Source organism: Rhizobium sp. N731, from assembly GCF_001664145.1.
Lineage (GTDB): Bacteria > Pseudomonadota > Alphaproteobacteria > Rhizobiales > Rhizobiaceae > Rhizobium > Rhizobium esperanzae.
The window spans coordinates 25,168-48,112 of sequence record NZ_CP013606.1 but is presented as its reverse complement, the minus strand read 5'-3'; the positions used below and the strand labels follow the sequence as shown (position 1 = coordinate 48,112).

General features: G+C 62.2%; 17 protein-coding genes. 12 read left to right on the top strand and 5 right to left on the bottom strand.

Annotated elements, in window-relative coordinates:
- Positions 1–27 precede the first annotated feature (27 nt).
- Positions 28–2,742 carry an ABC transporter ATP-binding protein gene (locus AMK02_RS27655; protein ID WP_064808074.1) on the top strand — a complete coding sequence of 905 codons (2,715 nt, stop codon included), beginning with the start codon at positions 28–30 and terminating at the stop codon, positions 2,740–2,742.
- A gap of 97 nt (positions 2,743–2,839) precedes the next feature.
- Positions 2,840–3,307 carry a cyclic nucleotide-binding domain-containing protein gene (locus AMK02_RS27650; protein ID WP_004679746.1) on the top strand — a complete coding sequence of 156 codons (468 nt, stop codon included), beginning with the start codon at positions 2,840–2,842 and terminating at the stop codon, positions 3,305–3,307.
- 244 nt (positions 3,308–3,551) lie between these two features.
- Here the strand turns inward: AMK02_RS27650 and AMK02_RS27645 are convergent, their stop codons facing one another.
- A complete protein-coding gene (locus tag AMK02_RS27645) occupies positions 3,552–4,085 on the bottom strand; it encodes an alpha/beta hydrolase (protein WP_082929728.1) in 534 nt (177 codons plus the stop codon).
- A gap of 80 nt (positions 4,086–4,165) precedes the next feature.
- Positions 4,166–5,497, bottom strand: coding sequence for an MFS transporter (locus AMK02_RS27640; RefSeq protein ID WP_064808070.1), 1,332 nt, complete (start codon positions 5,495–5,497; stop codon positions 4,166–4,168).
- A 376-nt stretch (positions 5,498–5,873) separates the two neighbouring features.
- Between AMK02_RS27640 and cyoA the strand changes: the two genes are divergently transcribed.
- From cyoA to AMK02_RS27610, 6 genes are all read left to right on the top strand, one after another.
- Positions 5,874–7,058 (top strand): ubiquinol oxidase subunit II, encoded by a 1,185-nt coding sequence (cyoA, locus tag AMK02_RS27635; RefSeq protein ID WP_064808068.1) that lies wholly within the window; start codon positions 5,874–5,876, stop codon positions 7,056–7,058.
- 42 nt (positions 7,059–7,100) lie between these two features.
- Positions 7,101–9,104, top strand: coding sequence for a cytochrome o ubiquinol oxidase subunit I (gene cyoB / locus AMK02_RS27630; protein ID WP_064808066.1), 2,004 nt, complete (start codon positions 7,101–7,103; stop codon positions 9,102–9,104).
- Between the two features lie 5 nt (positions 9,105–9,109).
- Complete coding sequence (gene cyoC, locus AMK02_RS27625) at positions 9,110–9,730, top strand: cytochrome o ubiquinol oxidase subunit III (RefSeq protein ID WP_064808811.1); 621 nt, start codon at positions 9,110–9,112, stop codon at positions 9,728–9,730.
- Complete coding sequence (cyoD, locus tag AMK02_RS27620) at positions 9,727–10,128, top strand: cytochrome o ubiquinol oxidase subunit IV (RefSeq protein ID WP_064808064.1); 402 nt, start codon at positions 9,727–9,729, stop codon at positions 10,126–10,128. The genes cyoC and cyoD overlap by 4 nt, the downstream gene beginning before the upstream one ends.
- A gap of 40 nt (positions 10,129–10,168) precedes the next feature.
- Positions 10,169–10,927: an SURF1 family protein gene (locus AMK02_RS27615; protein ID WP_064808062.1), complete on the top strand. Its 759-nt coding sequence runs from the start codon at positions 10,169–10,171 to the stop codon at positions 10,925–10,927.
- A gap of 132 nt (positions 10,928–11,059) precedes the next feature.
- The gene (locus AMK02_RS27610) at positions 11,060–12,253 is read left to right on the top strand and encodes an acyltransferase family protein (RefSeq protein WP_064808061.1); all 1,194 of its coding nucleotides are present in this window, start codon (positions 11,060–11,062) and stop codon (positions 12,251–12,253) included.
- Positions 12,254–12,529: 276 nt separating this feature from the next.
- Here the strand turns inward: AMK02_RS27610 and AMK02_RS27605 are convergent, their stop codons facing one another.
- From AMK02_RS27605 to AMK02_RS27595, 3 genes are all read right to left on the bottom strand, one after another.
- A complete protein-coding gene (locus AMK02_RS27605) occupies positions 12,530–14,458 on the bottom strand; it encodes a hybrid sensor histidine kinase/response regulator (RefSeq protein WP_064808059.1) in 1,929 nt (642 codons plus the stop codon).
- Between the two features lie 68 nt (positions 14,459–14,526).
- Positions 14,527–15,933: an FAD/NAD(P)-binding protein gene (locus AMK02_RS27600; RefSeq protein WP_064808809.1), complete on the bottom strand. Its 1,407-nt coding sequence runs from the start codon at positions 15,931–15,933 to the stop codon at positions 14,527–14,529.
- 279 nt (positions 15,934–16,212) lie between these two features.
- Positions 16,213–16,830, bottom strand: coding sequence for a flavodoxin family protein (locus tag AMK02_RS27595; protein ID WP_064808057.1), 618 nt, complete (start codon positions 16,828–16,830; stop codon positions 16,213–16,215).
- Between the two features lie 275 nt (positions 16,831–17,105).
- On the opposite strand from AMK02_RS27595, the gene AMK02_RS27590 reads away from it, so the two are divergent.
- The 4 genes from AMK02_RS27590 (at position 17,106) to AMK02_RS27575 (ending at position 22,918) form a co-directional block, all read left to right on the top strand.
- Positions 17,106–18,914, top strand: a complete 1,809-nt coding sequence (locus AMK02_RS27590; RefSeq protein ID WP_064808807.1) for an ABC transporter ATP-binding protein — start codon at positions 17,106–17,108, stop codon at positions 18,912–18,914.
- A gap of 200 nt (positions 18,915–19,114) precedes the next feature.
- The gene (locus tag AMK02_RS27585; RefSeq protein WP_064808055.1) at positions 19,115–21,013 is read left to right on the top strand and encodes an ABC transporter ATP-binding protein; all 1,899 of its coding nucleotides are present in this window, start codon (positions 19,115–19,117) and stop codon (positions 21,011–21,013) included.
- Positions 21,014–21,124: 111 nt separating this feature from the next.
- Entirely contained in the window at positions 21,125–21,439 is a 315-nt protein-coding gene (locus AMK02_RS27580) for a hypothetical protein (protein WP_004678454.1), read from the top strand.
- A 438-nt stretch (positions 21,440–21,877) separates the two neighbouring features.
- Complete coding sequence (locus AMK02_RS27575; protein ID WP_064808053.1) at positions 21,878–22,918, top strand: LacI family DNA-binding transcriptional regulator; 1,041 nt, start codon at positions 21,878–21,880, stop codon at positions 22,916–22,918.
- Positions 22,919–22,945 lie beyond the last annotated feature (27 nt).

The following is a 22,945-nucleotide window of genomic DNA, read 5'->3' as shown; positions in this document are numbered from 1 at the left end:
AATTTCCCAGCACGCTGACGGTTAGCCATGGAAAAGAGCCTCGCCCGCTATATCTGGAAGAACACGCGGCTGCAGCAGCTGTGGATCCTGGCTGTCGTCGCGGCCTCGATGGTCCCCTATTTCCTGTCCTTCGATCTGCCGAAGCAGATCGTCAACGGACCGATCCAGGGCGACGGCTTTGAAGGCCCCGGCGCAACCCAGACCTTCATGCACATCGCCTATGACATTCCGCTGATCGGCCATGTCGAATTCTTCAAGGGCGTGCAGCTCGACCGCTTCCAGATGCTGATGGCGCTCAGTCTGGTATTCCTGGCGCTGGTGGTGCTGAACGGGCTCTTCAAGTTCTACATCAACACCTATAAGGGCCGGCTCGGCGAACGCATGCTTCGGCGCATCCGCTTCGAGCTGATCGACCGGGTCCTGCGGTTTCCGCCGGCCCATTTCAAGCGGGTGAAATCGGCCGAGATCGCCACCATGATCAAGGACGAGGTGGAGCCGATGGGCGGCTTCACCGGCGACGCCTTCGTCTCGCCCGCCCTGCTCGGCGGCCAGGCGATCACCGCGCTCGCCTTCATCATCGTGCAGAATTTCTGGCTCGGCATGATCGCCGCCGCCATCGTCGGCGTCCAGGCGGTCGTCATTCCCCGCATGCGCAAACGCCTGCTGGATCTCGGCCGCCAGCGGCAGCTGACGGCGCGCGAGCTTTCCGGCCGCGTCGGCGAAATCGTCGACGGCATCGGCACGATCCACGGCAACGACACATCCAACCTCGAACGCGCCGATATCGCCTGGCGGCTCGGCCGCATCTTCTCTATCCGCTACGACCTTTACCAGTGGAAGTTCCTGGTGAAGTTCATCAATAACTTTCTCGCCCAGGTCACACCCTTCCTGTTCTACGCGATCGGCGGTTATCTCGCGCTGCAGGGCCGGCTCGACATCGGCCAGCTCGTCGCCGTCATCTCAGCCTACAAGGACCTGCCCGGGCCACTGAAGGAGCTGATCGACTGGGACCAGATGCGCCAGGACGTGCAGGTGAAGTATCAGCAGGTCTACGAGCAGTTCAACGTCGAGCCCTTGATCGAGAGCCACATCCAGGAATTGGCGACCGCACCCGTGGGCGCACTGACCAGCGCACTCCTTGTCACCAATCTGACGCTCTCCGACGATAGCGGCGCCCGCCTCGTCGACCACGTCTCGGTCGAAATCAAGCCGAACGAGACGGTTGCGATCGTCGGTCCGAACGGCAGCGGCGCCGAAGCCTTCGCCGAAGCGCTCGGCCGCATGATCTGGCCCGACTCCGGCCGCATCACCATCGACGGACGCGACCTGCTCGAGCTGCCGGAATCGATCACCGGCCGCCGCATCTCCTATGCCTCGGCCGACACCTTCTTCTTCCATGGCACGCTCGCGAGCAACCTGCTCTACGGCCTCAAGCACGCGCCGATGATCGACGCCGTCTACGACGAGAAGGAAGCGCAGGAGTATAAATGGCACTCCATCGAGGCGGTGAAGGCCGGCAACCCGACGCTCGACCTCAACAGCGACTGGGTGGATTACCAGGCGGCCGGCGCCAACGGACCGGATGATCTCCTGAAAGCGATCCGGCCGGTGCTCGACGCCGTGCTGATCTCGCAGGATATCCTCGACCTGGCGCTGCGCTCGAACGTCAATACCGAGGTGCATGTGGCGGTCAGCGACCATGTCGTGGCGCTGCGCGCCTCGCTGCGCGACCGGCTGCGCGACGAAGGTCTCGACGGCATCGTCGTGCCTTTCGATTTCGACGCCTACAACGCCCAGGCGACGGTGGGTGAGAACCTGCTCTTCGGCACGATGAAGCGGCCGCTGATGACCAATCGCCGGCTTGCCGCCCATCCCTATTTCCAGCAGCTGTTCCGCGAGACGGGCCTCAGCACCGATCTCTACGCCATGGGCCTCGAGATCGCCGAGAACGCCGTCGAACTCTTCCACGACCTGCCGCCGGATCATCCTTTCTTCCAGCAGCTGACCTTCATGACGGCGGACGACATTCCGACCTATCAGGCGCTGTTGCAGAAGCTGCAAAGCCGACGTTTCGAGGACGCCACACCCGAGGAGCGCTCCGCCATCATCCGGCTGAGCTTCGCCTATATCGAGCCGCGCCACCGCTTCGGCCTTTTGACCAACGAGCTGATGGACAAGATCGTCAGCGCCCGCAAGCAGTTCCACGCGCATATTCCGGCCGATCTCGCCGAGCTGATCGAGCGCTACGACGCCGAGCGCTTCACCCCATCGGCCAGCCTGATGGACAATGTGCTCTTCGGCCGCATCGCCTATCAGCAAGCCGACGCCTCCGACCGCATCCGCGCCATCATGGGCGAGCTCTTCGACGCGCTCGACCTTTATGACGATGTCCTGTCGATCGGCCTCGAATTCGACGTCGGCTCCGGCGGCAAGCGGCTGACCATGGTGCAGCGCCAGAAGCTGAACCTTGCCCGCGCGCTTCTGAAGCGCTCGGATTATTTCGTCTTCAACCGGCCGCTGTCCGCACTCGATCAGCGCGTTCAGGATCAAATCACCCGCAACATCATCGAAGACTTGCACAAGGAAGGTGAGCGCCCGGCGATCATCTGGGTGCTTTCGAATGCCCGACTTGCCGAGATGTTCGACCGGATTCTGCTCTTCGACCGCGGCGGGCTGGCGGAAGCCGGGAACTATCCGGAACTTTCCGAGAAAAACGGTATGTTCAAGGAACTGTTATCGTAATATTCTATTGGGGCGGCGATGGTAGGCGTTCCCGGGGGAACGCCCGGAATTGAGGCGCCTGGTTCCAAGAACCCTGCGTCAGGGGATTGAAACGCTCATGCTGTTGAGAGACGAAGTCGAAATGCTGCGCCGGGTGCCGATCTTTTCGAGGATTGCACCAGCGAAACTCAAGCTTTTGGCCTTCACCTCCGACCGTATGACCTACAAGGCCGGTCAGGATCTCTTCCATCAAGGTGATGTCGGCGACGCCGCCTATGTCATCCTTTCCGGAAGCGCCGATATCATCGTCTCCTCGCCGGCCGGCGAGATCAAGGTCGCCGACGTCGAGCTCAATTCCATCGTCGGCGAAATCGCCATTCTCTGCGATGTCTCACGCACGGCAACGGTGCGCGCCACCTCGCCGCTTGAGGTGCTGCGCATCAGCAAGGAGCACTTCCTGAAGCTGCTCAGCGACTTCCCCGAAATGGCCGTCGAAATCATGCGCGTGCTCGCCGACCGCCTGAACCACACCACCGCGGAGCTGACCGCGGCGCGGGCGGCGAAGCAGCCACAGATGGCGCAGTAAGGTTCTCAGTTGAGGATTTGGGCAGCAGGGCATGAAGGGCGCACGGGCCTTCGTCCACAGGTGATGAAACCCCGCGCCCGTTCCCCGTCGACCGAAGATCAGCTATCGCCTATCGCGCAAATGGCCGTCGGTTCGTCGATTTCGCGGATTGCGGGCATCCACTCAGAACAAACCAGCACCATTCGCCCCCAACGATTACAGATCCGGCGGCCGGCCGGCGCCGGCCGAAGCGCCGCAATATGCGCTATGCAAAGAGGAAAGAGTCTTCGATGAACACGGCGATATCGGCCCGTAACGGCGATTCGGATGCAAGCGCCTCGATGCGGTAAAAATCGTGTTGCTTGCCGGCATAGGTTTTCCAACGCTGGGGAACAGCGTGGTTCCAGCTTTCAGGCGGCTGATATGGATCAAGCTCTCCCCAGACTACCATTGTGGGTATATTCAATGGAGACGATTCGAAGCGCAATCTGGTTGACGACACGCAGATCAGAGCCTGAAGCTCCAGGCCCTCTTTGACCGCATTCCACAAAGCGGTTCCACCGGCGCTGAAACCAATCCCCAAGCACCTGTGTCCGCCAACCTCGCGAAGTGCCCGAACCGCATGCCGCATGCCATCTTCGTTGAAAAGATGGTGGTGAAGCTCGTCTCCGCGCAGGCCAGGTCGACCGCTCAGCTCGGCCAGTTGTAATAGACGATGCTTAGAGCACCTGCCATCCAATCGTTCGTCGAAGGTTTCGGGAAAGCCGTGGATATCGCTAACAACCAACAAGTCTTGCATCAATTCGGCGGTGCCGTTCTTCGATACGATACAGAATGAGACAGCACGCCGGACTTGCCGGCGTGCTGCTGTGGTTCGACCTATTCGCGCTGTTCCAGCGCCTTGCTGAAGGCCAGCGCCGCCAGCGTGCAGATGGCGCCGGAGAGCAGGTAGTAGCCGACGAAGGTCAGGCCGAAGCGGCTGGAGAGGCTGAGCGCCACCAGCGGTGCGAAGCCGGCGCCGATCAGCCAGGCAAGGTCCGAGGTGAAGGCAGCACCGGTATAGCGATAGCCGCGGCCGAAGCGCGACGAGATCGAACCGGTCGCCTGGCCGAAGGAGAGGCCGAGCACGCCGAAGCCGATGATGACGAAGGCATCGTGGCCGTTATTGCCGGATGCGATCAGGATGGGCCCGACAAAACTGAAGACGGCGATGATGACGGCGCAGATCGCGAGCTGGGCGCGCCGGCCGATGCGGTCGGCGATCAGGCCCGAGGCGATGATGGCAACGACGCCGACCATGGCGCCGACCACCTGCACCACCATGAAGGTGCCGATCGGCTGGTTGCCGTAAAGGCTCATCCAGCCGAGCGGGAAGATGGTCACCAGGTGGAACATGGCGAAGCTCGCGAGCGGCACGAAGGCGCCGATCAGGATGTCGCGGCCGTGAACGCGCAGCACCTGGAGGATCGGTGCGGCCTCCAACTCATGTTGCTCGAGCAGCGTGCCGAATTCCTTGGTCATGACCAGGCGCAGACGCGCAAACAGCGCCACGACATTGATCGCGAAGGCGACGAAGAAGGGATAGCGCCAGCCCCAGGAGAGGAAATCCTCGCTGGAAAGGTTGGCGACGAAATAACCGAAGAGCGTGCTTGCCAGCGCAAAGCCGATCGGCGCGCCGAGCTGTGGGATCATCGCGTACCAGCCACGGTGATTGGGCGGCGCGTTAAGTGCGAGGAGCGATGCCAGGCCGTCCCAGGCGCCGCCGAGCGCGAAGCCCTGGCCGAGACGGAAGAGCGCCAAAAGGGCGATCGACCAGACGCCGATTTCCGCATAACCCGGCAGGAAGGCGATCGAGGCCGTGGAGCCGCCGAGCAGGAAGAGCGCGATCGTCAGCTTCGTGCCGCGCCCATACATTCGGTCGATGGTCATGAAGACGACGGAGCCGACGGGACGGGCGAGGAAAGCGAGCGAGAAGATGGCGAAGGAGTAGAGCGTGCCGGTCAGCCTGTCGGGCGCGAAAGGAAAGACGAGCTGCGGAAAGACCAGGACCGAGGCGAGGCCGTAGACGAAGAAATCGAAGAATTCCGACATGCGGCCGATCACCACGCCGATGGCGATGCTGCCCGGTGACACCGGCTTGTCGTCGTGAATGCGCCGTGCGTCGCGTTCAAGCGACGACGACGACGGTCCGTAATGCGATGTTGTTGCCATAAAACGCCTCCTCGTTAAGGCGCTTCCGGCAAGGCGCCTCAGGTCTGATCTTGATCAAACCGGCAGGCTTATCAAGTCCGTGAGACCGAAATAGTTCATCATCACGGCTCAAATGAAGCGCGGACGGAAAAAATGCGTGATCCGGAGGGTGATTTTCCCCTGCAAATGCTGGCCTGACCGGCAGTTGCGGATATATTGGACTGAAATATGCGCAGGCCTAAAATCCTTCTATATTTCATCAGGATTTCAAAGCACTAGCGCCCGATGATTTTGCCGCAGTGCGGCATGTTTGCTGCACTGCGACCTTCCGCCTCATGTCGCTATCCGGTTCAGTGCTTTAGTCGCGGACAAAACGAAACAACAAGAGCTTAGAGACGTGCCAAAACTCATGAAGTTTTCCCGCCTTCTATCCGTCTTGCCGCTGCTTTTCCTGGCAGGATGCAACATGGTGGTCATGGCGCCTTCCGGCGACATCGCCGCGCAACAGCGCGATCTGATCGTCATCTCGACGGTGCTGATGCTTCTGATCATCGTTCCGGTGATCTTCCTGACGCTGCTCTTCGCCTGGCGCTACCGCCGCTCTAACACGGCCGCGACTTACGCGCCGGAATGGCATCATTCGACCCGCCTCGAAATCGTTATCTGGGCGGCACCGCTGGCGATCATCATTGCGCTCGGCGCCGTCACCTGGATTTCCACGCATAAGCTCGATCCCTACCGCCCGCTCGACCGGCTCGATGCCGAGCGCGCCATCCCGGCCGATACCAAGCCACTGACCGTCGAGGTCGTGGCGCTCGACTGGAAATGGCTGTTCTTCTATCCCGAACTCGGCATTGCCACCGTCAACGAGCTCGCCGCGCCCGTCGACATGCCGGTCAATTTCAAAATCACCTCCTCCTCGGTGATGAACTCCTTCTACATCCCCGCCCTTGCCGGCCAGATCTACGCCATGCCCGGCATGGAGACAAAGCTGCACGCCGTTATCAATCAGGAAGGCGAATATGAAGGCTTCTCCGCCAATTACAGCGGCGCCGGCTTCTCGCATATGCGCTTCAAGTTCCATGGCCTCACCCGCGAAGGCTTCGACGCCTGGGTGGCCAAGGTCAAGCAGCAGGGCACGATGCTCAACCGCGACGCCTATCTGAAGCTCGAGAAGCCGAGCGAGAAGGAGCCGGTGCGCTACTATGCCGGCGCCGACGCCGATCTCTACGACGCCATCCTCAACATGTGCGCCACGCCGGGCAAGATGTGCATGAACGAGATGATGCATATCGACATGACGGGCGGCGGCGGCAAGGAAAGCGCCGAAAACCGCGAGAAGCTGCAATACGACAACCGCCATGCCGGCGAAGACGTCGTCGAGCCTGGGGCCACCGTGCCGGCAACGGGCGTTCCGGCACAGGTCGAGCCGCCCAAGAACACCGATGGCAACGGCATGCAGCATGACATGCCCGGAATGGACAGCACGCCCGGCACGGACATGCGGCATGACGGTCATTCCATGCCCGGCACGGGCAACGGCGCCGATCCGGCGCCGGCGCAGCTCAACAACAACAATTAACCTGGCGCTTTGCGTCGCAAGACATAATGAACGGGTTGTTCCATGTTTTCCAATCCTGACCTCCTGAAGTTGATCTTCGGCCGGTTGACCCTCGACGCCATCCCCTATCACGAGCCGATCCTGGTCGTGACCTTCATCGGCGTCGTCATCGGCGGTCTCGCCGTGTTTGGCGCCATCACCTATTTCAAGTTCTGGGGCTCGCTCTGGCACGACTGGATCTGCAGCGTCGATCACAAGAAGATCGGCATCATGTATGTGATCCTCGCCGTCATCATGCTGCTGCGCGGCTTTTCCGACGCGATCCTGATGCGCGTCCAGCAGGCGATCGCCTTCAACGGTTCGGAGGGCTACCTGCCGCCGCACCATTACGACCAGATCTTCACCGCCCACGGCGTCATCATGATCTTCTTCGTGGCGATGCCCTTCGTCACCGGCCTGATGAACTTCGTGGTGCCGCTGCAGATCGGGGCGCGCGACGTCTCCTTCCCCTTCCTCAACAACTTCTCCTTCTGGATGACCACCGCCGGCGCTATCATCATCATGCTGTCGCTGTTCATCGGTGAATTCGCCCAGACCGGCTGGCTCGCTTATCCGCCGCTGTCGGGGGCCGCCTACAGTCCGGGTGTCGGCGTCGACTATTATATCTGGGGCCTGCAGGTGGCCGGTGTCGGAACAACGCTGTCCGGCATCAACCTGATCGCCACCATCGTCAAGATGCGCGCGCCGGGCATGACCTTCATGAAGATGCCGGTCTTCACCTGGACGGCGCTCTGCACCAATGTGCTGATCGTCGCCTCCTTCCCGATCCTGACGGCAACGCTCGCGCTGCTGTCGCTCGACCGCTACGCCGGGACGAATTTCTTCACCAACGACCTCGGCGGCAATCCGATGATGTACATCAACCTCATCTGGATCTGGGGCCATCCGGAGGTCTACATCCTGGTGCTGCCGGCCTTCGGCATCTTCTCGGAAGTGGTCGCGACCTTTTCCGGCAAACGACTGTTCGGCTACGCCTCGATGGTCTACGCCACCTGCGTGATCATGATCCTGTCCTACATCGTCTGGCTGCATCACTTCTTCACGATGGGTTCGGGTGCTTCCGTCAACTCCTTCTTCGGCATCACCACGATGATCATCTCCATCCCCACGGGAGCGAAGATCTTCAACTGGCTCTTCACCATGTATCGCGGCCGCATCCGCTACGAGGTGCCGATGCTCTGGACGGTCGGCTTCATGGTGACTTTCGTTATCGGCGGCATGACCGGCGTCATGCTGGCCGTGCCGCCGGCCGACTTCGTGCTGCACAATTCGCTGTTCCTCATCGCCCATTTCCACAACGTCATCATCGGCGGCGTTCTGTTCGGCATGTTCGCCGGCGTGAACTACTGGTTCCCGAAGGCCTTCGGCTTCAAGCTCGATCCCTTCTGGGGCAAGACGAGCTTCTGGTTCTGGCAGATCGGCTTCTGGTTCGCCTTCATGCCGCTCTACGTGCTTGGCCTGATGGGCGTCACCCGCCGTATGAGCCAATTCGAGGACCCGTCGCTGCGGATCTGGTTCATCATTGCCGCCTTCGGCGTCGGCCTGATCGCGCTCGGCATCGCCGCCTTCCTGATCCAGATCGTCGTCAGCTTCATGAAACGCGAGGAATTGCGCGACGACAGCGGCGATCCCTGGGATGCCCGGACACTGGAATGGTCGACGTCCTCGCCGCCACCGGACTACAACTTCGCCTTCACGCCCGTGGTCCACGACCATGACAGCTGGTACGACATGAAAAGGCGCGGCTACGAACGCCCCCTCGGCGGGTTCAAGCCGATCCACATGCCGAAGAATACCGGCACCGGCGCCATCCTGTCGGCGATCAGCGTCGCGCTTGCCTTCGGCCTGATCTGGTACATGTGGTGGCTGGTGATCCTCTCCGCCGTCGCACTGCTGGTGGTGGCGATCGGCCATACCTTCAACTACAAACGCGACTTCTACATCCCCGCCGGCAAGGTGACCGAAACGGAAGGCAAGCGCACGGCGCTGCTTGCCGAGCAGGTGTAATGACCATGAGCGATCAAACCATCGACACGGCGGAAAAGCCTGAATTCTATCTGACGGAAGACCATCATCCGGAAGGGAGCACCAATCTCGGCTTCTGGCTCTATCTGATGAGCGACTGCCTGATCTTCGCGGTGCTGTTTGCCACGCACGGCGTGCTCGGCCGCAACTATGCCGCCGGCCCGTCGCCGGCCGATCTCTTCGATCTGCCGATCGTCGCCCTCAACACCTCGATGCTGCTGTTCTCCTCGATCACCTACGGCTTCGCCATGCTGCAGATGGAGCGGAACGCTAAGGCGGAAACGCTGTTCTGGCTCGCCGTCACCGGTCTGTTCGGCGCGGCCTTCATCGGGCTCGAACTCTACGAGTTCATCCACCTGATCCACGAGGGCGCCGGGCCGACGCGCAGCGCCTTCCTCTCCTCCTTCTTCACGCTCGTCGGCACCCACGGGCTGCACGTCACCTTCGGCATCATCTGGCTGATCACGCTGATGGTGCAGGTGTCGATGCACGGGCTGGTCGAGACCAACCGCCGCCGCCTGATGTGCCTTTCAATGTTCTGGCACTTCCTCGACGTCGTCTGGATCGGCGTCTTTTCCTTCGTCTATCTGCTCGGAGTTCTCGGATGAGTTCGCAAGCACCGACCCATGAGGATGCCCACGAGGCGCATCACGGCCACAGCCACGGCCACCAGGCCGGCCACGGCACGTTCCGCAGTTATATGGTGGGCTTCGCGCTCTCCGTCATCCTGACCGCCATTCCCTTCTGGCTTGTCATGTCAGGCGTCTTCGCCAGCCCGGCGCTGACGGCGGTGCTGGTGATGGGTATCGGCGCCATCCAGATCGTCGTCCACATGGTCTTCTTCCTGCACATGAACCCCAGGAGCGAAGGCGGCTGGACGATGATGGCGCTGATCTTCACCCTCATCATCGTCGCCATCGCGCTCTCCGGTTCGCTCTGGGTCATGCATCATCTCAACTCCAATATGATGCCGATGAGCCCGGAGATGATGAAGAACATGCCGTAACGGCAAACGAAGGGGCGGCCGCAGCGCCGCCCTGAGACCAATGAGCGAAGCCCCCACGGATAAATCGGAAAGACGGCATTTCCGGGCAAAACGCGCGCTCTTCGCCGTCTGTCTGACGCTGCTTGCCGCCATCCTCTTTGGTCTCGGCACCTGGCAGGTTCAACGCCTGGGCTGGAAGCGCGATCTCATCGCCCGCGTCGACCAGCGCGTGCACGCAGCCGCCGTGCCGGCCCCGGCGCGCGCCGACTGGGACAAGGTCAATGCCGCAGAAGGCGAATATCGACGGGTGAGCGTCGAGGGAATGCTGGCAAACGACAAGGAAACGCTGGTCTACGCCTCGACCGTGCTCGGTCCGGGTTATTGGGTGATGACGCCGCTAATGCTCGCTGACGGCACCGCCATCCTCGTCAATCGCGGCTTCGTGCCGACGGACAGGCGCGACCCCGCCTCGCGCCGCGACGGTCAGATATCAGGCCCGATCGAGATCACCGGGCTCATGCGGATGACAGAGCCGAAGGGATCGCTGCTCCAATCCAATGACGTCGCCGCCGACCGCTGGTATTCGCGCGATGTCGCAGCGATCGCGCAAAAGCGCGACCTCGGCGTGGTCGCGCCCTATTTCATCGATGCCGACGCCGCTGCAAATCCCGGCGGCCTGCCCGTCGGCGGCCTCACCGTCATCCGTTTTCCCAACAACCATCTCGTCTATGCGATCACCTGGTACGGACTGGCGGTGATGGTGCTGGCGTTGCTGATGTTTATTCTTCGCGGCGAGATCGGAACAAGGCGCCGAGACTAGAGCGGTCGCTTGCTTCATTCGAGCGCACCGGCAAGCAGCAGTTGCACACCGATGGCTCGCGCGCGCCGGATTAATCTCTTGTAAAGCGATGTCCGATACTGCTTGCCTGAACAGAACATTTCAAAGTTGTACATGAGCCGGCCGGATTACATCCCCAGTCTCGATGGTCTGCGCGGTATCGCCGCGCTTCTGGTCGTGCAGGCGCATATCGGGCTCATCTTTCCGAATACAGCCTTGCGTGACATGACGATGGGCAGCGAAGCCGTCGGCCTGTTCTTCGCCCTCAGCGGCTTTTTGATGGCCCATCTCTACGGCTCGCGACCGGTGACCAAGGAAACCGTCCTGGATTTTCTTGTAAGCCGCTTTGCCCGTATCTATCCGGTCTATCTGGCTGCTGTCCTGCTTGTGGCGATGCTGTCCGGAATGCGAAGCCTAAACTTCGTTCAGCCGATCATCGGCGGCACGGAATTTCTCCGCCACGTCTTTCTTCTGGGCTCGAGCGGGGTTTTCTGGTCAATTCCACCCGAAATTCAGTTCTATCTGTTCTTCCCGATCCTTTGGCTCTGCTTGACCCGCCCGCAGCGCTATAGCGGTGTGATCGTAGGCTTGGCGGTGCTGCTCGTGGTGGATGGTCTGCTTGAACTGCCGGGACCAGGCATACTGCTTCTTTCCAAGTTCCCCTATTTTCTGTTCGGCGCCCTTGCCGGAGCGATGCATTCCTGCTGGGACAGGTGGAGGCCATCCGCCTCCACAGGCGCTTTCACGCTGTTCCTTCTGGCGGCGTTCTTTGTTTACAGGCATGTCTTGCCTGGTTTCTCCCCTGAATTCTGGAGCCTGCAAAGCGCGGCCGCCGCAGCCGTGATTGTGGCGCTCGTCGCTCGGCAGCCTCCCATCGCAGCCGATGTTCTGGCAGCGGCACCCGTGCGGTTCTTCGGCGCGATCAGCTTTTCGCTCTATCTTTTCCACGTCCCGATCATGTTCCTTGTACGCCGGGCTTTCGAGGCGCTGATGCCGGAACCGGTGCTCATCATGGTGGCGCTTTTTGTTGCGACGGCAGGAGCATGGTTCATTCACGAGACGATAGAAGTTCCGAGCCGACGCCTGCTCGTCGGCTTGTGGCGGCATTATCGGTGGCGCGCAGCCGCGCGCGAAACTCCGGCTGAGACGATTGAGCAGGCGATCCTCGACCTGCAAGAGACCGAAAAGCGCCTGCTGGACGGCACAACTCCGGCCACGACGGGTAAACAGCCAATTCCGACGACCTCAGAACTCGGAGCCGACCACGCGGTCATCCAAGATAATGGCGACGAGAAGCTTCGCGCCTAGAGCTTTTCCGGGTTAGATTGAAGCATTCTGCCGGAGCAGGTTTTCGTCAGGGCAGAGGCGATTGGCGACGGACATACCCCTCGGTACGTCCGAGCCGATCGCCTCTGATCCTGGCGGAAAGATGCCCGGCCCTCCGGGTTGGCTGAAACGGGCCGGCTGATCGACCGGCCGGCTTGGCCGTAGAGTTGGGCTACGACGCGCGCCGGCCGGTCGACCATCCGACTCCGTTTGAGCCAACAGAATGCTTCAATCTAACCCGGAAAAGCTCTAGAGCGGTTAACAAGCGATCCGGCTGATCGCTTCGGCCAACTGCGCCTGCGAGAAGGGCTTGCCGAGGCGGGGCAGATTGGCCGCGCCGGCGCCATCGGGCAGATCGGCGTAACCCGTGGCGAGAATGATCGGCATCTCAGGCCACTCGCTGCGGATCGCCTCGGCGAGCTGCGCTCCCGTCATCCGCGGCATGGCGTGATCGCAGATGACCAGATCGACCGGCTCCTTGCGTAGAATGTCGAGCGCCTCCGGACCGGCCATCGCCTCGAAAACGGTGTGGCCGAGATCCTCCAGCATCAGCGTCGTATTCATCAGCACCAGGCCGTCGTCATCGACGGCGACAATGCGCAGCCCCTGCGGTGCGTTATCTGGCTTTTGCGGCATGTCGGCCGGTGCTTCGGCAGTCTGTTCGGCAATGACGACCGGAAACCATAGCTCGGCCGTCGTGCCTTCGCCCAGCGTGCTCTTCAGGATGAGCCGGCCGCCGGACTGGCTTGCGAGACCCTGGACCATGGAAAGGCCAAGACCGGTGCCCTTGCCGACCCCCTTGGTGGTGAAGAACGGCGTGACCGCCTGCTCCAGCGTCTTTGCATCCATGCCCTCGCCTTCATCGATCACCGCGATTCGGATGTAGCGGCCGGCCGACAGCGGCCCCTTGCCTGCGGTTATCGTTTCCTCGGATGCGCGAAGCATGATACGGCCGCCGGAAGGCATGGCGTCGCGCGCGTTGACGACGAGATTGAGGATCGCCATCTCGAGCTGGTTGGGGTCGGTGAGGATTGTCGGCAGCCTGACCGGGAAGGAGGTCTGGATCGTGGTGAGGGGGCCGAGCGACCGGCTCAGAATGTCCATCATGCCGCGCACCAGGCCCGAGACGTCGATCGGCTCCAGGTGCAGCTCCTGCCGGCGGGAGAAGGCCAGCATGCGCTGCGTCAAGGCAGCACCCCGCTGGGCGCCCTGCATGGCATTGTCGACCAGCGACGTCAGCGAGCGGTCCTGCGGCATGCGCTTCTTCAGGAGTTCGAGACTGCCGAGCACGGCCATCAGCAGATTGTTGAAATCATGGGCGATACCGCCGGTCAATTGGCCGATCGCCTCCATCTTCTGCGATTGGAAAAGCTCTTCGCGCGCCTGCTCCAACGCCCGCTGCGTCTCCATCTTTTCGGTGATGTCGCGGGTGATCTTGGCGAAACCTAGTACTTCGCCGTCTTCGTCGCGGATAGCGTCGACGACGACACTCGCCCAGAAGCGGCTGCCATCCTTGCGGACACGCCAGCCCTCCCTTTCGAACCGGCCTTCGGCGCGCGCGACCCGGAGCGCCTTCTCCGGCAGGCCGGCCGCGCGATCCTCGGGTGTATAAAAGGTCGAGAAATGCCGGCCGATGATTTCATCAGGCCGATAACCCTTGATACGCTCGGCGCCGAAATTCCAACTGCTGACATTGCCGTCAGGATCGAGCATGTAGATCGCATAGTCCGAAACGCCCTGAACCAGACGGCGAAATTGTTCCTCACTCTGGCGGATCGCCTGTTCGGCGGCCCTGCGTTCGGTCAGATCGCGGGTGATCTTGGCAAAGCCGACCAGTTCGCCGGAGGGATGGCGGATCGGATCGATGACCACATGCGCCCAGAAGCGGCTGCCGTCCTTGCGCCGGCGCCAGCCCTCCCCCTCGTACCGGCCCTCTTCCACCGCCGTGGCGAGGGCGCGCTCGGGGATGCCCGCGGCGCGATCCTCGTCCACATAGAAACGGGAAAAGTGCTCGCCGAGAATTTCCGAGGGCTTGTAACCTTTGAAACGTTGAGCGCCGGTATTCCAGCTGGTGACGATGCCTTCCGGGCTCAGCATGTAGATGGCATAGTCGGTGATGGCATCGACCAGAAGACGAAAGCGTCCCTCTTCATCAAGAGACGTATCATATCGATCCAGCACTTCCATCTGCCCCTCTCGGTTACCAGCGCTTTTAACGCGGCACCGAACAGATGGTTCCGAAAATATCACACTTTTCAGACTGCCCTGACCTGTGGATGGAACCGCTCACCGATACGCTCGGCAGCGGCATAGGCCTGCGAGACGATCTCCGGCACGAGATCGATATCGGGGAGACTGCCGAGGCCGAGCGGACCGACGGCAAAAAGTCCGGCAACCGTCGAACCGTCCTCCAGAAAGGGCTCGCCGCGCGCATTGACCGCCAGCCCGAGCGAAAGTTCGTCCGGCATGGCGAGATCGGCGGAAAACAGGCTCTGCATCAGCGGCGCTGAAAGATCCGGCGCCTGGCAGCGGCAATCGATGATGCGCTCGGCATGGATGACCTCTTCGACAGAGGAGCCGGCCGGCGTGAAGAACAGGCCGCTCAGCCCCTGGCGGCCGGCCCGGCCGCGGCGCAGCACCGTGCGACCTTCGACGAGCTCGCGTTTCAGGCGCAGGTGCATGGCCTCCGGCAGGCGATTGCGGTGGCTGTCGTAGATCGCCCGCAAATGGCGGTTGAACTGATGTTTGTCGCGGGCCGGCAGCGATCTCCACAGAGAGCGCGCATGTTTCCTCAGCCCGTTCATCACCGATTGCCAGCTTTGCCCCTCTTCTTCCGCCTCGCGGCAAGCCTGGCGGATGAAGCGCACGATGTCGGGCAGGCTTTCCGGCAGCGCTTCGGCCGGAAACACCGGATCGGCGGAATTCGGCGTATGGCTCTGGGGCAGGAAACCGCGCCGGGAAATGATCGTCACCTGGCCGGCATAACCGGAATCGCGCAGCTGCAGCAACTGGTCGACGACGCGAATGCCGCTGCCGAGCAACACGGCATGCGGCCGCGCGACGAGGCGCTGGGCCCTGACCGGCGACGCGCCCGGCTCCTCGGCATCCGGATCGCCCAGGCCATAGCCGGTGGCAAGAATCACCGTATCGAACAGTGGATTGGCCGGATTGGCGCTTTCGAGCAGGAAACGGTTGCCATGGCTCCGGCGGATCGCCACCACGGGATCGTTGCAGACCTGAACGGTGATGTCCCGGCGCGCGGCGAGCGCTTCCGAAAAGCGCTGGTAGACGTAATCGCTGAAGATCTCCTTCGGCACGAAGATCTGCCGGAAACCGGGAATGGCGGCCGGCACGGCGGCGCGGAAAGCGGCGTTGCTACAGAGCCAGTCGTTGAAATCGTCGCTGTCGCCGACCGAAACCGAGAGATCACGCACGCGGGTGTTGAGGATCGTCGAGGCGCGGGCCGAGGCCAGCGCCTGGCCGCCGCTGACCGACGAATTCGGATCGAACAGCTGAAGATGGAAGGGTGCGCGCACCGTCTTCATCAGCGCAATGGCCGTCATCATTCCGGAGAAGCCGCGCCCGACAATCGCTATGCGCGGCACGGCCGAGATCTGTGCCGCCGCCTTGGCCCTTGCGGAAAAAAGTCCCTGAACCGTCATCGCAACTCCTTTGCGCTTCATCCGCAGCCTGGGGTCGATCGAGGTTTCAACGCATAAACAGCGGATCACGCGTTGATGAGGGTCACGCGGCCATTCACGCCGCAGCTCGGGTCCAACCGGGGAACCCGCCAAAAAAGAGGGGCCGATCTCTCGGCGATAGTCTATCAAACTGGTCGTGTATGAAAGCGCTAAACGGCACCCCTGGCAAGAGCTTTATTATCTCTTGTCCTAAACCATTGATCAGATTTTAGATTTTGTGCGACGCGCCAGCGGTCGCCTTCAGCCGCCCTCGCCCGGATATTGCTTCGCCTTCAGCAGGCCTGCCAGATGCGCCGTGTTGCGCGCCAGCATATCGACGGCTTTCGTCACGACCTTCGGCACCTTGTCGAGATCGACGAAATTGGTAGAGCCCATCGCCTCTCCGACCCAGTAGGCGACGGCATTCGCCGGAATGGTGAAGCCGACATCGTTCAGTGCCTGGTAGAGTTCGGCCGACACGTGATGGGCGCCGTCCTCGTTGCCGACGACGGCGACGGCCGCGACCCTGCCGTAAGACACCATACGGCCCTGATCGTCCGTCTCGTCGAGAAAGGCGTCCATGCGCTCGAGCACCCGCTTGCAGACGCTGGAGGGCTGGCCGAGCCAGATCGGCGTCGCCATCAACAGAATATCGGCGGCGAGCACCTTGGCGCGAATGTCGGGCCAGTCATCGCCGGCGCCTTCTTCCGACGTGACGCCCGGCTTGATGTTGAAATCGGCAAGCCGCAGCACTTCGGTGGTAACACCGAATTCAGCCATCGCCTTGTCGATGAGAGCGATCATCCGCTCGGTCGACGACGGATCCTTGGCGTCGCTCGCCTTCAGCGTCGCGTTGAGAGCAAGGGCTTTCAGCGGCATCGTATCTCTCCGGCAACGGTCGCCCGACGGGTCTGCTGCTGCAACCCACCCGCGCGCCGATTGTTCCCGCAGGGACGCGCGGGGAGCCTCACGTAAAAATAACCAGTTGGTGAATTCTTTACTTGAACGCCCAGTTGGAATCGGCAAAAATGACGGTGCTATCAATCCCTTCATGGATTTGCCGTCTTTTCGGGCCAGCGTCCGAGCACCACATCTATTGGAAAAATACCGTGAGCAGCGATGCGTCAACACGCGCGACGAAGCCTTCGGCTTCGATGGCGCTTGCAACTGCGGCAGGCTGGGGCAGAGGCCTCTATACACTGGTGCGCATCACCGTGATGGCCTTCCGCCACCCCTGGCAGGCCGGCTTTGCGATCGGCGCCACCCTCATCGCCTCCACCTTCCAGTTGATGATTCCCCGGCTTCTCGGCCGGGCCGTCGACCACACGCAGATGGCAATGGGCGGCGGCGCGGCCGGCCAGGCGGCGCAGGACGCGCTTCTGACCACGGCGCTGCTCTTGCTCGGCGCCAGCGTGCTGCGCGGCCTCTTCACCATGGTGCAGAACTATTTCAGTGAATCCGTCGGCCACCACATGGGCTACGAGCTGCGGTTGGCCTGCTACGAGAAGATCCAGCGCCTCTCCTTCAGCTTTCACGACACGGTCCATTCCGGCGATCTGATTACCGTCGGCCTGCTCGATCTCGAAGGCGTGCGCATGTATTTTTCGACAGCGCTGGTCCGCATGATCCTGCTGTCGGTCCTGATCGGCATCGGCGCCTATATGCTGCTGTCGACCGATGTCGTGCTCGGCCTGCTGGCGCTCTCCTTCGTGCCCTTCGTCGGCTGGCGTTCCTCGGCGACGCAGCTCAGGCTGCGCGCCACCTGGCTCGACCTGCAGGAGCGGCTTTCGGTGCTGACCCGGATCATGGAGGAGAATCTCGGCGGCATTCGCGTCGTGCGCGCCTTTGCCGCCCAGGAGCACGAACTGACGAAATTCGAGGCGGCATCGAAAAACGCGCTCGCGCTCGCCCATCAGCGCGTCGGCATCCGTGTCGTCAACACCAGCGCCATGACCTTCTCCTTCTTCGCCGCGATGGGTCTGGTGCTCTGGGTCGGCGGCGGCAAGGTGATGGCGGGCGAGATCACCGTCGGCACGCTCGCCTCGTTCCTGACCTTCATGACCATCCTGCAGATGCCGGTGCGCCAGCTCGGCCTGATGGTCAATGCCTTTGCCCGCGCCTCCACCTGCGGCTCGCGGCTCTTCAACCTGCTCGACCTCGACATCGCGATCAAGGATGCGCCGGATGCCAAAGAATTGGCGGTATCGGAGGGCGTGCTGCGCTTCGAGAATGTCAGCTTCGCCTATCCCGGCTCGGAAAAGCGCACCGTGCTCCACGACGTCTCCTTCGAAGCCCGGCGCGGCCAGACGATCGGCATCGTCGGCCCTCCCGGCAGCGGCAAGTCGACGATCGCCCATCTGATCCCGCGCTTCTACGATGTGACCGGCGGCAGGATCACCATCGACGGACAGGACATCCGCAAGGCGACGCTGCAGTCGCTGCGCCGTTCCGTTGCCGTCGTGCAGCAGGACTCCTTTCTGTTCACGACGACGATCGAGAACAACATCGCCTATGGCGATCCCTGGGCAAAGGAAAGCCGCATCGAACGCGCCAGCGAAAGCGCTCAGCTGCACAATTACGTGCTCGGCCTTCCCACCGGCTACGGCACCGTCGTCGGCGAGCGCGGCGTGTCGCTCTCCGGCGGTCAGCGGCAGCGGCTGTCGATCGCCCGGGCGCTGATGCTGAGGCCGGCGGTGATGGTGTTCGACGATTCGACGGCGGCAATCGACGCGGCCACCGAGCAGCGCATCCGCAGCGCCATGCGCCGCTATGCCGCCGACCGCGTGACGATCATCGTTGCCCACCGCCTGAGCTCGCTGATGCATGCCGACCTGATCCTGTTCGTCGAAGACGGAAGGATCGTCGAGCGCGGTACCCATCAGGCGCTGCTTTCGCTCGGCGGGCGCTACAAGGCGCTCTACGAGCTGCAGGTGCGGCCGGGCGACGAGGTGTTGAGCGCGTAGTTCCCCTCTTCTCCCCGCTGGAGAGAAGTGCCGAGCAAAGCGAGGCGATGAGGGGGCGAGGCGCGGTAGCGAAGGGCAAACGGAGGGCGTGCCGTGCGGCCCCCTCATCCGCCCTTCGGGCACCTTCTCCCCGCTGGGGAGAAGCGGACAAAGAATTCACGCGCGGACCACCTCAAGTGATGGCTGCAGGAGGAACGACGATGGCCGAGGAACTGGAAACCGAGCGTCCCGACATTCGCGAGGATGGACGCCGCCCGCCGCGGGCGGTGGTCGGCTCGCATCGCGTCGAGGAGGAGATGTTCGGCAGGGCCTTCGACGGCAACATCATCAAGCGGATCTGGGCTTTCGTTCGCCCCTACCGCACCCAGGTCCTCTGGGCTGTTGTCGCCGTGCTGACCTTCACAACGATGCAGTTGCTGATCCCGCTGATCATTCGTTACGCCATCGATCACGGCATGTCGCCGGGCGGCAATCATGCGGCGCTGATCTGGGCAATCGCGGCCTTTGCCGTCGCCATATCAATCAATTATGCGGCAAGCTACGCCCAGGAGACGCTGGTCGGCAATGTCGCGGAAGAGGTGCTGTTCGACATCCGCAAGGCGATGTTTTCGCATCTCCAGCGGGTTTCGCTCTCCTTCATGGACAAGACCGAAGTGGGGCGGCTGATGTCGCGCCTGCAAGGCGACGTCAACTCGATGCAGGAATTCCTCGAAACCTCGGTGCTGTCGGTCGGCGACATCGTCCTGCTCTTCGGCATCGTCTTCGTCATGCTCTATCTCGATTTCAAGCTGGGGCTGCTGACGCTTTCGGTGCTGCCGGTGCTGTTCGTCGTCCGCCTCTTCTGGCTGCCGCTCGCCCGCAAGTCCTTCATGGCCGCGCACGAGACCAATTCGGTTGCGGCAGGCGCGCTCGCCGAAGCGATCCACGGCGTGCGCGCCGTCCAGAGCATGGACCGGCAGGGCGTCAACTTCACGCTCTATGACGACAAGGCGCGGGCCAACCTCAAGACGCATCTGACGGCGGCGCGTTACGCGCAGGTGATGGTGCCGATCGTCGACAGCCTCACCGGCGTCGCAATGGCGCTCGTCATCGTCGTCGGCGGCGCCCGCGTTCTCAACCAGGCGCTCGATGTCGGCGTGCTCGTCGCCTTCCTGTTCTACATCCAGCGCTTCTTCGATCCGATCCGTTCGCTGACCCTGCAATATTCGGTGATGCAGCGCGCCATGGCGTCGGGCCAGCGGTTAACCGAAGTGCTCGACGTGCCCGTCGACATCAAGGATGCGCCTGACGCCAAGACATTGTCGCGCGACATGGACGGTTCGGTCGAATTCAAGGATGTCGTCTTCGGCTACAATCCCAAGCATCCGGTGCTGAAACATGTGAACTTCAAGGTCAACCCGGGCGAGACGGTGGCCCTGGTCGGGCCGACGGGATCGGGCAAATCGAGCTGCATGTCGCTGATCCATCGCTTTTACGACGTGCAACAGGGCCAGGTGCTGGTCGGCGGCCACGACGTGCGTGATCTGACGCAGGATTCGCTCGGAGCGCAGATCGCCATGGTGCTGCAGGAGCCCTTCTTGTTCACCGGCACCGTCTTCGAAAACATCCGCTACCACAAGCTGGAGGCGACGCGCGAACAGGTGATCGAGGCCGCCAAGGCCGTCGGCGCCCATGATTTCATCATGCGCCTGCCTGACGGCTACGACAGCATTCTCGGCGAGCGCGGCGGCAATCTTTCGCTCGGCCAGCGCCAGCTCCTAAGCTTCGCCCGAGCGCTGGTGGCGGATGCCAAGATCCTGGTGCTCGACGAGGCGACCGCCAATATCGACAGCTATACCGAAATGCTGATCCAGAAGGCGCTGGTCAAGCTGCTAGAGAATCGCACCGGCTTGGTCATCGCCCATCGCCTGGCGACGATCCGCGAGGCCGACCGCATCATCGTGCTGCAGAACGGCGAGATCATCGAAAGCGGCGACCATCGGCAATTAATGAAGAACGACAAGCTCTATTCCAGGCTCTATAACCTCAACTATGCCTCTTTCGATGACATTCCCGAAGATGTGCTGGAGGAGACGACGGCGACGCAATCGGCGACCTAAGACTAAAGGCGGATGACATGCATTAATTCATGTTGCAAAGATTGAATGAACCAACGCCTTGATGCCGCATTTCCCTTTTAATCGGGGGCCGGTACCACTGAGGAGAATATTATGAAGAGAATTATCAGCAGCCTGTTGATCGCGACGGCCCTTGTTGGATCGGCTATTCAGCCCGCTGCCGCGCGTGACCATCACCACCACAACAATACCGGCCGCATCATCGCCGGCGGTGTAGCCGCAGGCGTCGTCGGCGGCCTGATCGGCGGCGCACTCGTCAACGGCGGCGGCCCGCGCTACGTCGATGAAGGCCCTCGTTATGTCGAGAGCCCCCGCTATGTCGAACCGAGATGCTGGTATGAGGACCGCGACGTCCGCAATCGCTATGACGGCGGCTACCACGCCGAAACCGTGCGGGTCTGCGAGTAGATCTGAAGCTTTGAAGTGGTGCTGAATTCGTCAGCGCCGCTCGACCCTCAGCCGAGGCTGCGTTCCGCAGCCTCGGTTTTTTTAGTTCATATCAACGGCATGCCGACCAGGAGAGCCGCCGCTCATCCGGCTGCCGCCACCAACCGGGGTCGAGCCAGGGGTCTCGTCCCGTCCTTCGGACCCCCGCTCGCGGGGCGAAGGGACCAAGCCGCAACCTCTCCGTCCCTCGCCAACGTCTCGCGAGCCACGTCCCCTCGCCCCGTTTTACGGAGGTCCGAAGGACGGGTGGAGACCAGCGGCTCGACACCGGTTGGGTTAGGGTGAGGGGCAGCCTTTGGCGCGAATCGGCGGTCATCCTGACAACAATACCTTCGCAAAAAATCCGCCAGCCCCGCATCTGTCATACAACTGTCAGAGACGCGCAATAGCTGAGAGCCGATGAATGATGGTCCCGTGAACGACGGCAACGCGCCGAAAAAAGAACGCATGCGCTTCGTCAGCGCCGAGCAGGTGGCGCAGCTGGCGGGCGTTTCGCGTTCCGCCGTGTCTCGCACATTCACGCCAGGTGCAAGCGTTGCGCCTGCAACGCGCGAAAAGGTGCTGCGGGCGGCTGAAGAGCTCGGTTATCACGTCAACGATCTGGCGCGCGGCGTACTTGCCAATCAGAGCCGCCTCGTCGGCATCGTCGCCACACGGCCGGAGGTGGGTTTTCGCGCGCATCTGGCCGCCGCCCTTGCCAAAGCCCTGATCCGACGCGGCAGCATTCCGATCCTCATCAACACCGGCCAGACGGAAGAGGAGCTGCTCGCCGCCCAGAAGATGCTGATCGGCCACCGCGCCGAGGCGATCATCATCCTGTCCGGCTCGCCGCCGGCGAGTTTCCTCGAACTCGCCCAGCGCAACGGCCAGCCGCTCGTCGTCATCGGCCGTTCGGAGCCCGACGCCGATCATGTGCGCGCCGGCAATTCCGAAGCCTCGCGCATGGCGGCGACGGCCTTTTGCAAAAGCGGCAGGCGTCGGCTGGCGGTGATCGGCTCCAACTCGGGAACGCCTGCGATCGTCGAGCGCGAAAGCGCCTTCGTTTCGGCAGCCGAGTCGCTCGGTGCATCCGCTGTCGTCGCACGCGGCGGCGATTCGGATTATCAGGGCGGCGTCACCGCTGGCCGCGCCCTCTTCTCCGCAAGAATAAAGCCGGACGCCATCTTCTGCGCCAACGACCTGATCGCCTTCGGATTGATGGATGTCGCGCGCTTGGAAGCGCGGCTGCGAATTCCGGAGGACGTCGCCGTCATCGGTTTCGACGACGTGCCGGAATCCGCCTGGCTGAGCTACCAGCTGACCACCTTCCGCCAGGACCCGCTTGTTATGGCGCAGCGCGCCGTCGATCTGATGGAGCGGCGGCTCGAAAATCCGGACTCGCCCCCGGCTTACGAACGCGTCATCCCGGAACTCATCATCCGCCAGAGCTTCAAGCCTTAGCTTTTCGCAGGCGCCATCCTGTGGCAA